General features: G+C 72.5%; 7 protein-coding genes and 2 rRNA genes. 4 read left to right on the top strand and 5 right to left on the bottom strand.

Annotation, left to right across the window (positions count from 1 at the left end):
* Both ACF1A1_RS20535 and rrf read left to right on the top strand, forming a co-directional pair.
* Positions 1 to 73 (top strand): 23S ribosomal RNA (locus ACF1A1_RS20535); the annotation flags it as partial.
* A 98-nt stretch (positions 74 to 171) separates the two neighbouring features.
* A 5S ribosomal RNA gene (gene rrf, locus ACF1A1_RS20530) occupies positions 172 to 288 on the top strand.
* A gap of 102 nt (positions 289 to 390) precedes the next feature.
* Here the strand turns inward: rrf and ACF1A1_RS20525 are convergent.
* The 5 genes from ACF1A1_RS20525 to ACF1A1_RS20505 form a co-directional block, all read right to left on the bottom strand.
* Positions 391 to 1,701: a DUF58 domain-containing protein gene (locus ACF1A1_RS20525; RefSeq protein ID WP_392001584.1), complete on the bottom strand. Its 1,311-nt coding sequence runs from the start codon at positions 1,699 to 1,701 to the stop codon at positions 391 to 393.
* On the bottom strand, positions 1,701 to 2,690 hold the full coding sequence (locus tag ACF1A1_RS20520) for an AAA family ATPase (protein WP_392001607.1): 990 nt from the start codon (positions 2,688 to 2,690) through the stop codon (positions 1,701 to 1,703). The genes ACF1A1_RS20525 and ACF1A1_RS20520 overlap by 1 nt, the downstream gene beginning before the upstream one ends.
* A complete protein-coding gene (locus ACF1A1_RS20515; RefSeq protein ID WP_392001583.1) occupies positions 2,690 to 3,886 on the bottom strand; it encodes a DUF4350 domain-containing protein in 1,197 nt (398 codons plus the stop codon). Before ACF1A1_RS20515 ends, ACF1A1_RS20520 begins: the two co-directional genes overlap by 1 nt.
* A complete protein-coding gene (locus ACF1A1_RS20510; protein WP_392001606.1) occupies positions 3,883 to 4,626 on the bottom strand; it encodes a DUF4129 domain-containing protein in 744 nt (247 codons plus the stop codon). Before ACF1A1_RS20510 ends, ACF1A1_RS20515 begins: the two co-directional genes overlap by 4 nt.
* A gap of 106 nt (positions 4,627 to 4,732) precedes the next feature.
* Positions 4,733 to 6,082, bottom strand: coding sequence for a glycerophosphoryl diester phosphodiesterase membrane domain-containing protein (locus tag ACF1A1_RS20505; RefSeq protein WP_392001581.1), 1,350 nt, complete (start codon positions 6,080 to 6,082; stop codon positions 4,733 to 4,735).
* A gap of 140 nt (positions 6,083 to 6,222) precedes the next feature.
* Between ACF1A1_RS20505 and mtnA the strand changes: the two genes are divergently transcribed.
* Positions 6,223 to 7,365 (top strand): S-methyl-5-thioribose-1-phosphate isomerase, encoded by a 1,143-nt coding sequence (gene mtnA / locus ACF1A1_RS20500; RefSeq protein ID WP_392001580.1) that lies wholly within the window; start codon positions 6,223 to 6,225, stop codon positions 7,363 to 7,365.
* A gap of 352 nt (positions 7,366 to 7,717) precedes the next feature.
* A complete protein-coding gene (gene mtrA, locus ACF1A1_RS20495) occupies positions 7,718 to 8,407 on the top strand; it encodes a two-component system response regulator MtrA (RefSeq protein WP_015659998.1) in 690 nt (229 codons plus the stop codon).
* The last annotated feature ends 1 nt before the right edge of the window (position 8,408 follow it).

Below are 8,408 nucleotides of genomic sequence, written 5' to 3'. Positions count from 1 at the left end.
GTTGATAGGCCGGATCTGGAAGCACGGTAACGTGTGGAGGTGACCGGTACTAATAGGCCGAGGGCTTGTCCTCAGTTGCTCGCGTCCACTGTGTTGGTTCTGAAACCACGAACAGCCCCGCACGTCCAGGGTTTTCTGGAGTGTGGTGTGGCGTTCACAGTTTCATAGTGTTTCGGTGGTTATAGCGTGAGGGAAACGCCCGGTTACATTCCGAACCCGGAAGCTAAGCCTTACAGCGCCGATGGTACTGCAGGGGGGACCCTGTGGGAGAGTAGGACGCCGCCGAACAAATATTGGGGAAGCCCCCGCACCGTATGGTGCGGGGGTTTTCTGCGTTCGGGGCCTGTATGAGCTTTTTAGCGGGCTCTTCTGCGAGAGCCCGTTTCCGCGTTATAGGCGTCCGGCTGCCTTCAGTGCCAGATAGGCGTCCGCGAGTGCCGGCGCGAGGTCGTCCGGTGTCGCGTCGACGACCGTGACTCCGTGGCGGCGGAGTTGTTCGGCGGTGCGGTGGCGTTCCGTCTGGGCCTGGGCTGCGGCCGCGGCCTCGTACACGGCATCGGTCGTGCCGCGGGACGTGGCCATGCGGGCGATGTGCGGGTCGGCCACCGAGGCGACCAGGACGGTGTGGCGTTGGGTGAGTTGTGGCAGGACCGGGAGGAGGCCTTCCTCCACGGGGGCTGCGTCGAGTGCCGTCAGCAGGACGATCAGGGAGCGGCGGGGGGCCGTACGGAGGGCTGTGGCAGTGAGGCCGCGGGCGTCTGTCTCGATCAGTTCCGGTTCGACGGTGGCCATCGCGGTGACGAGGGACGGGAGCACGTCACGGGCGGCTCTTCCCTGGACCAGGGCTCGTACGCGGCGGTCGTAGGCGAGGAGGTCGACTCGGTCGCCGGCGCGGGAGGCCAGTGCGGCCAGGAGGAGGGCTGCGTCCATGGAGGCGTCCAGGCGGGGGGCGTCCCCTACACGGCCTGCGGAGGTGCGGCCGGTGTCGAGGACCAGCAGGATGTGGCGGTCGCGTTCGGGGCGCCAGGTGCGGACGGCGACCGTTGACTGACGGGCGGTGGCGCGCCAGTCGATGGAACGGGTGTCGTCGCCGGGGACGTATTCGCGCAGGCTGTCGAACTCCGTGCCCTCGCCTCGGGTGAGGGCGCTGGTGCGGCCGTCCAGTTCGCGGAGGCGGGCCAGTTTCGAGGGCAGGTGCTTGCGGCTGGTGAACGGGGGCAGGACGCGTACGGTCCAGGGGACCTTGTGGGTGCCCTGGCGGGTGAAGAGGCCGAGGGGGCCGTAGGAGCGGATCGTGACGCGGTCGGCGTGGCGGTCGCCGCGGCGGGTGGGGCTCAGGTGGGTGATGAGGCGGCGGCGTTCGCCGGCGGGGATCGTGAGCCGGTGGCGTGAGGCGGTGATTTCCGTGCCGGGCTGCCAGCTGCTGGGGGGCCAGGCGTCACGGACGCGGGCGCGCAGGGGCCGACGGGACGGGTTGGTGATCGTGAGGGTGACGTCCGCGGTGTCGCCGAGGCGTACGGAGGTGTCGCCGGAGCGGGTCAGGCGCAGGCGGCGTACGGGGGCTGCCAGGGCGAAGTCGCAGGCGCAGGCGGCGGCGAGGGGGACGTTGACGGCGAGGATGCCCGTCCAGCTGGGGTCCCAGATGCCGACGGGGAGGGATCCGAGGGCCGCGAGGAGGGCGGCGCGTCCGGTGAGGGCCATCAGCGGGGGACGGGGACGTGGGCGAGGAGCGCGGTGATGACGGAGTCGGCCGTGACGCCTTCCATTTCGGCCTCCGGGCGGAGTTGGACGCGGTGGCGGAGCGTGGGGAGGGCGAGGGCTTTGACGTCGTCGGGGATGACGTAGTCGCGGCCGGTCAGCCATGCCCAGGCGCGTGAGGTGGCCAGGAGGGCTGTCGCGCCTCGCGGGGAGACGCCGAGGGTGAGGGACGGTGACTCGCGGGTGGCGCGGCAGATGTCGACGACGTAGGCCGTGATCTCGGGGGAGATCGTCGTCTTGGCGACTGCCGCGCGGGCGGCTTCGAGGTCGGCGGGGCCTGCTACCGGGCGGATGCCGGCGGCGCGCAGGTCGCGTGGGTTGAAGCCTTCCGCGTGGCGGGTGAGGACGTCGATCTCGTCCTGGCGGGACGGGAGCGGGACGGTGAGTTTCAGGAGGAAGCGGTCCAGCTGGGCTTCGGGGAGGGGGTAGGTGCCCTCGTATTCGACCGGGTTCTGGGTGGCGGCGACCAGGAACGGGTCGGGGAGGGGGCGGGGGATGCCGTCGACGGTGACCTGGCGTTCCTCCATGGCTTCGAGGAGGGACGACTGGGTCTTGGGCGGGGTGCGGTTGATCTCGTCGGCGAGGAGGAGGTTGGTGAAGACCGGGCCGGGCTGGAAGGAGAACTCTGCGGTGCGGGCGTCGTAGACGAGGGAGCCGGTGACGTCGCTCGGCATGAGGTCGGGGGTGAACTGGACGCGTTTGGTGTCGAGTTCGAGTGCGGAGGCGAGGGCGCGGACGAGCAGCGTTTTGGCGACTCCGGGGACTCCTTCGAGGAGAACGTGTCCGCGGCACAGGAGGGCGACGACGAGGCCGGTCACGGCGGGGTCCTGGCCGACCACAGCCTTGGCGATCTCGGCGCGCAGGGCTTCCAGGGAGGCTCGGGCGGTGCCCGGGTCCCCGGTGTTCCCGGCGTTGTCAGTGGTCGGGTCCATCATGGACGGCGTACCTCTCTTTCGAGGGCGTCGAGTTGGTCGGCGAGGGCGATCAGGGCTGTGTCGTCGCCGGGTGGCGGGCCGAAGAGGAGGGCGTGCAGCAACTGTCCGTCGCCGTTGAGGTGGGCGGACAGGGCGGGTACGAGGGCTTCGAGCGTGTGTGCCCGGGTGACGGGGACGCCTACGAGAGGGGCGAGGCGGGTGCGGGTGGTGGAGCGAAGAGCGGTGGCCGCGCGGTCGCGCGCGTTGGCCTTGCGGTAGAGGCGGGCGCGGCCTTCGACGGTTTCGGAGGCGCGGATCGCCACGGGGAGTTTTTCGGGCACGAGGGGGCCGAGTCGGCGTGCCCGCCAGAGGGCGGCGAGGGCCGCGGCGACGAAGAGTTGCAGCGTGCCCCAGAGCCAGCCGGAGGGGATCAGCTCGAAGAAGCTCTTCTCGTCGTCCGGGTCGGTGGCGGAGGGGTCGGAGAGTGAGGGGAGGTACCAGACCAGATGGGGGCGGGAGCCGAGGAGCTGGAGGGCGAGCGAGGCGTTGCCCTGCTCGTCGAGGCGGTCGTTGTGGAGGATGTCGGGCGCGCCGAGGATGACGGTGTCGCCGTCGCCGGAGGTGGCGGGGATGCGCAGCAGGGTGGGGAGGCCGTCGCTGGGGTAGCACTCGTCCGCGTCGGGGTGGACGGTGGTGTAGCGGACGCCGCCGGTCTCGGCGGTGCCGGCGCTGCGGGCTGCGGGCAGGGCGCAGTGGGGGGAGAGCGCGGAGCCGTGGCTGGTGGCGGGGTCCGCGATGACGCCGGGGGCGAGTGTCTCCACGGACCAGCGGCCGGGGGCGACGAGGACGGTACGGCCGCCGGAGGTCGCGGTCGCCGCGTGCAGTTCCCTCTGTTGGGGTGCCGTCAGGAGGTCGGGGGTGGCGATCAGGAGGGTGGCGTCCGGGGCTGTGGCGGCGCGGGCCTCGGCCAGGGTGGTGACGACACGGGTGACGACACCGCGGCCGGAGAGGAGTTCGGCCACGGCGCGGCTGCCGTAGGGGTCGGCGGAGCGTGGGTCGAGGGCGCCGTGCCGGGCGTCGGAGCGGAGCACGGCGAGGACGACGGCACCGGCCAGGAGGAGCAGGAAGGCGAGTGCGATCCCTCGGGTGCGGGTCCACACCTGGCGGGCGGTGGGCGAGGCCGAGGTGGACGGGAGCGTGGCCTCGGCCGTCATTCGACGGCTCCGTGGCGGGTGTGGTGGTCCGCGGTGGGCGCGCTGCTGTGGGCGAGTTGGGGCTTGGTGGCGTCCAGGTCGCGGTCGAGGTCGGCGATGCGGTGGTATGCCTGCTCGGTCGCCGTGCGGCCGCCGTATGTGACGTCGTCGAAGTCGCGGGCGGCGGCGCGCAGCCGGTCGGTGTGGGCCGGAAGGGTGCGTCCGGCCTCTGCGGCGGCCTCGTCGGCGGTGCGGCCGGGGCGGGTGTCGAGGAGGGCACGCTCCTCCAGGGAGCGGACGATGGCGCGCATGCGTTCCTGGAGGGCCTGGTTCCAGTGGCCCTGGGCGGCGTGCGCTTCGGCGGCCGCGCGGTGGCCCGCGGCGCTGCGGGGACGGTCGTCGAACAGGGCCGCGGAGGAGCCGGGTTGGCGGCTTGGCGTGCCGAGGCGCCACCACAGGGCGGCCAGGACGGCGGCGACGGCCACGACGATGACGACCAGGCCGAGTGTGCCGCCGGGGGCGGCGGTGGAGGCGGCGCCGAACAGGCCGTCGATCCAGTCCCAGATGCCGTTCAGGGCCCGCTCGAACAGGCTGGGGTCGTTCTCGTGGTACAGCTGCTTGGACAGCTCGCGCCGGGCCGCTTCCCGCGCGGGATCGCGCGGGATGGTCACCGGCGGCTCGTCGCCGCGCACCCAGGACAGCGCCGAGCCGTCGCCGGTCCGCAGCAGGGCGTGCACGGCCCGGTCGGCGGCGCGTGGCAGGGCCGCCGGGGCCGGGACGTCCGCGCCGGGCAGTGCTGACGCGGGCCTGCCGCCGCCCGGTGGCGCCGGCAGCGCTGTGAGAACTCCCCCCGCCCAGCTCACCGCATCAACTCCCTGGGACGGTGCCGGGGGAGGGGGTTCCGTAGCCCTGGACGCCGGCGGCGCGGGCCAGGTCGAGGTCGAGGGCCTCGCGGCGGATGCGCTGGTCGACGTAGAGGAGGACGGAGACGCCCGCCGTGATCGGGAAGGTGATCAGGGAGCCGATCACCGAGCCGACGCCGCTCACGATGAGGTACGTCCACCCGAGGTCGCTGCGGCCTGCCGCGAAGGCGCCGAGACCGCCCTCACCGAGGGCGGCACCGAGGAGGGCGAAGGGGACGACGACGATCATCGCGACGATGTTCGCGATGATCAGGGACAGCAGCTGGATGCCGAAGATCCGCCACCAGGAGCCGCGCACCAGCTTCGCGGAGCGGCTCAGCGACTTCCTGATGCCCTGCTTCTCCAGCATCAGCGCCGGCGAGGCGAGCGAGAAACGGACCAGCAGCCACACCACGACCACGATGGACCCGAGGCTGCCCAGGACCGCGAGCGCGGCGCCCGCGTCGCCGCCCAGGAGGGCGCCCGGCAGAACTCCCAGGGCGGCGACACCGGCCGCCATCAGCAGCAGGAGGAAGATCAGCCCGAACAGCCTGGGCACCTGGGGGCGGGCGTCGCGCCAGGCCTCGCCGGTGGTGACCGACCTGCCGAGGACCGCGCGGCTGGTGACGGCCGTCAGGAGAGCGGTCGCCGCGATCGTGCCGATCAGCGCGATCACGAAGACCACACCGGAGTTCAGCAGGGTGTCGCGCATGGCGCGGGTCTGCTCGTCGAGGGTGGCGCTCGGGTCGGTGAGAGCGGTCGTGCCCGTGGTGTCGTCCAGGACCAGGCCCTGGAGGAGGACGACGATGACCTGGACCACGATGGCGACCGTCAGCGAGATGCCCAGGACCGTGCGCCAGTGGGTGCGCATGGTGGAGACGGCGCCGTCGAGGATCTCGCCCACGCCGAGCGGGCGGAGCGGAATCACGCCGGGCTTGGCCGCGGGCGGCGGGCCGCCCCAGCCGGCTCCCCAGCCGCCGGGAGCGCCGTGACCGCCGTAACCCCCCGGTCCGCCGGGGCCGCCGTATCCGGGGCCGCTGGGGCCGCCCGGCGGGCGGGCGCCCCAGCCGGGGCCGGGCGGGGGCGGTGGCGGAGGCTGCGCGGGGTTCTGGGGCCCGGTGGGCGCGGACCACTGGGCCGGTGGCGGCTGCTCCTTGGACCACTTCGTGCCGGGGCCCTCCGGGGTCGCGGCCGGCTGGTCCGCGGGCTGCGTGCCGCCGGGTCGGTCCGCGGGCTCGGCAGGGTGGGACGCCCCGGGCTCCTGTCCGTCGGACGGGGCGGATCCGGGCGAGGCCCAGCCCGGAGTGTCTTTCATCGTCGCTCCTTCACGGTGCCCGTCCACGGTCGCGGGGGCAGGTTGGGAGCCATCGTGCCATGGGGTGGTCATCGGGGGACCGGCCGCGGTCGGGGCTGCACACCTTCAATTGTCCGCCGGATAACGGGCAGACTGACCGCATGGCTGATCAGTACGCGCAATCCGGCGAGGACAAGCGGCCCACCGACATACCGGCGATCCGCTGGGAGGAACCACCCGAAGGCCCCGTACTGGTGCTACTGGACCAGACGAGGCTGCCGGCCGAGGAGGTCGAACTGGTCTGTACCGACGCGTCCGCGCTGGTCGAGGCGATCGGGTCGCTCGCCGTGCGCGGGGCGCCCCTGCTCGGCATCGCCGGGGCGTACGGCGTCGCGCTCGCCGCCGCGCGCGGCTTCGACGTGGACGAGGCCGCGGTCGCGCTCGAGAGCGCCCGGCCCACCGCGGTGAACCTGTCCGTCGGCGTGCGCCGCGCCAGCTCGGCCTACCGGGCGGAGCTCGCCAAGGGCGGTGACCCCGAGCAGGGTGCCCGGGCCGCCCTCGCGGCCGCGCGACAACTGCACCGGGACGACGCCGAGGCGAGCGCGCGGATGGCGGAGCACGGGCTGACCCTTCTCGACGAACTGCTGCCCGGTGGCGGACACCGCATCCTCACCCACTGCAACACCGGCTCGCTGGTGTCGGGCGGCGAAGGGACGGCGTTCGCGGTGGCGCTCGCGGCGCACCGGATCGGGCGGCTGCGGCGGCTGTGGGTGGACGAAACCCGTCCGCTGCTGCAGGGCGCCCGCCTGACGGCGTACGAGGCGGCCCGCAACGGCATGGGCTACACCCTGCTCACGGACAACGCGGCGGGTTCGCTGTTCGCGGCCGGCGAGGTGGACGCGGTGCTGATCGGGGCCGACCGCATCGCGGCCGACGGATCGGTCGCGAACAAGGTGGGGAGCTATCCGCTCGCGGTGCTCGCCCGGTACCACCATGTGCCGTTCATCGTGGTGGCGCCGGTGACGACGGTGGATGCGGACACCCCCGACGGGGCGGCGATCGAGGTCGAGCAGCGCCCCGGGTACGAGGTGACGGAGGTGACCGCGCCCCAGGTGCAGGTGTCGGGAGCGGGAGGCGGCATTCCGGTCGCACCGCTGGGGACGCAGGCGTACAACCCGGCGTTCGACGTGACGCCGCCCGAGCTGGTGACGGCGATCGTCACGGAGGAAGGAGTCGTGTCGCCGGTGACGGCCGAGGGGCTTGCCGAGTTGTGTGCCCGGTCGCGGCAGGTGACGACCGGCTGACCGGGCCTGGGCTGAGGTCGCCTGGGGTCGGGTTCGGCCTGGGCTCGAGTCGGTCCGGGCCTGAGCCCGGTCGGGGGCTCGGACCGGCCTGGTCCTGCGGGGCGGGTCCTTGCAGGACGGGGGGCCGAGGATTCGGCTCCGGACTGCGGGTCGCGGATGGCGGGGCTGGGGCCGGCCTGGTCTGCGGGGCGGGATCTCGTTCGTGGCGGTGTCCGGAACGAGATCTGCGCCCTCCGGGGCGCAGCGACCCCGGCGGCGGGGGGCGGGGGCAGACAGTAACGGTTCCCTACGACTATCGTCACGGGCCAGTGACCCTGCTCACCAGCGCCACTGTCACTGTTATGAGAATGGGATGATGTCGTTTATGAAGGGACGAGTCCTTGTCGTCGACGACGACACCGCACTGGCCGAGATGCTCGGCATTGTGCTGCGTGGTGAAGGTTTTGAGCCGTCTTTCGTAGCCGACGGCGACAAGGCGCTGGCCGCTTTCCGTGAGACCAAACCCGACCTGGTGCTGCTGGACCTGATGCTGCCCGGACGGGACGGTATCGAGGTGTGCCGTCTGATCAGGGCGGAGTCCGGGGTGCCGATCGTGATGCTCACGGCCAAGAGCGACACCGTCGACGTCGTCGTCGGGCTGGAGTCGGGCGCCGACGACTACATCGTCAAGCCGTTCAAGCCGAAGGAACTGGTCGCCCGCATCAGGGCGCGGCTGCGCAGGTCGGAGGAGCCCGCGCCCGAGCAGCTCGCCATCGGTGACCTCGTCATCGACGTGGCCGGCCACTCCGTGAAGCGGGACGGGCAGTCGATCGCGCTGACACCGCTCGAGTTCGACCTGCTGGTCGCACTGGCGCGCAAGCCGTGGCAGGTGTTCACGCGCGAGGTGCTGCTGGAGCAGGTGTGGGGCTACCGGCACGCGGCCGACACCCGTCTGGTCAACGTGCATGTACAGCGGCTGCGCTCCAAGGTCGAGAAGGACCCGGAGCGGCCCGAGATCGTGGTGACCGTCCGTGGCGTCGGATACAAGGCAGGACCGAGCTGAC

Origin of the sequence: Streptomyces sp. NPDC014995 (assembly GCF_043080745.1) — a bacterium.
Lineage (GTDB): Bacteria > Actinomycetota > Actinomycetes > Streptomycetales > Streptomycetaceae > Streptomyces.
This window is presented reverse-complemented; position numbering and strand designations above follow the sequence as displayed.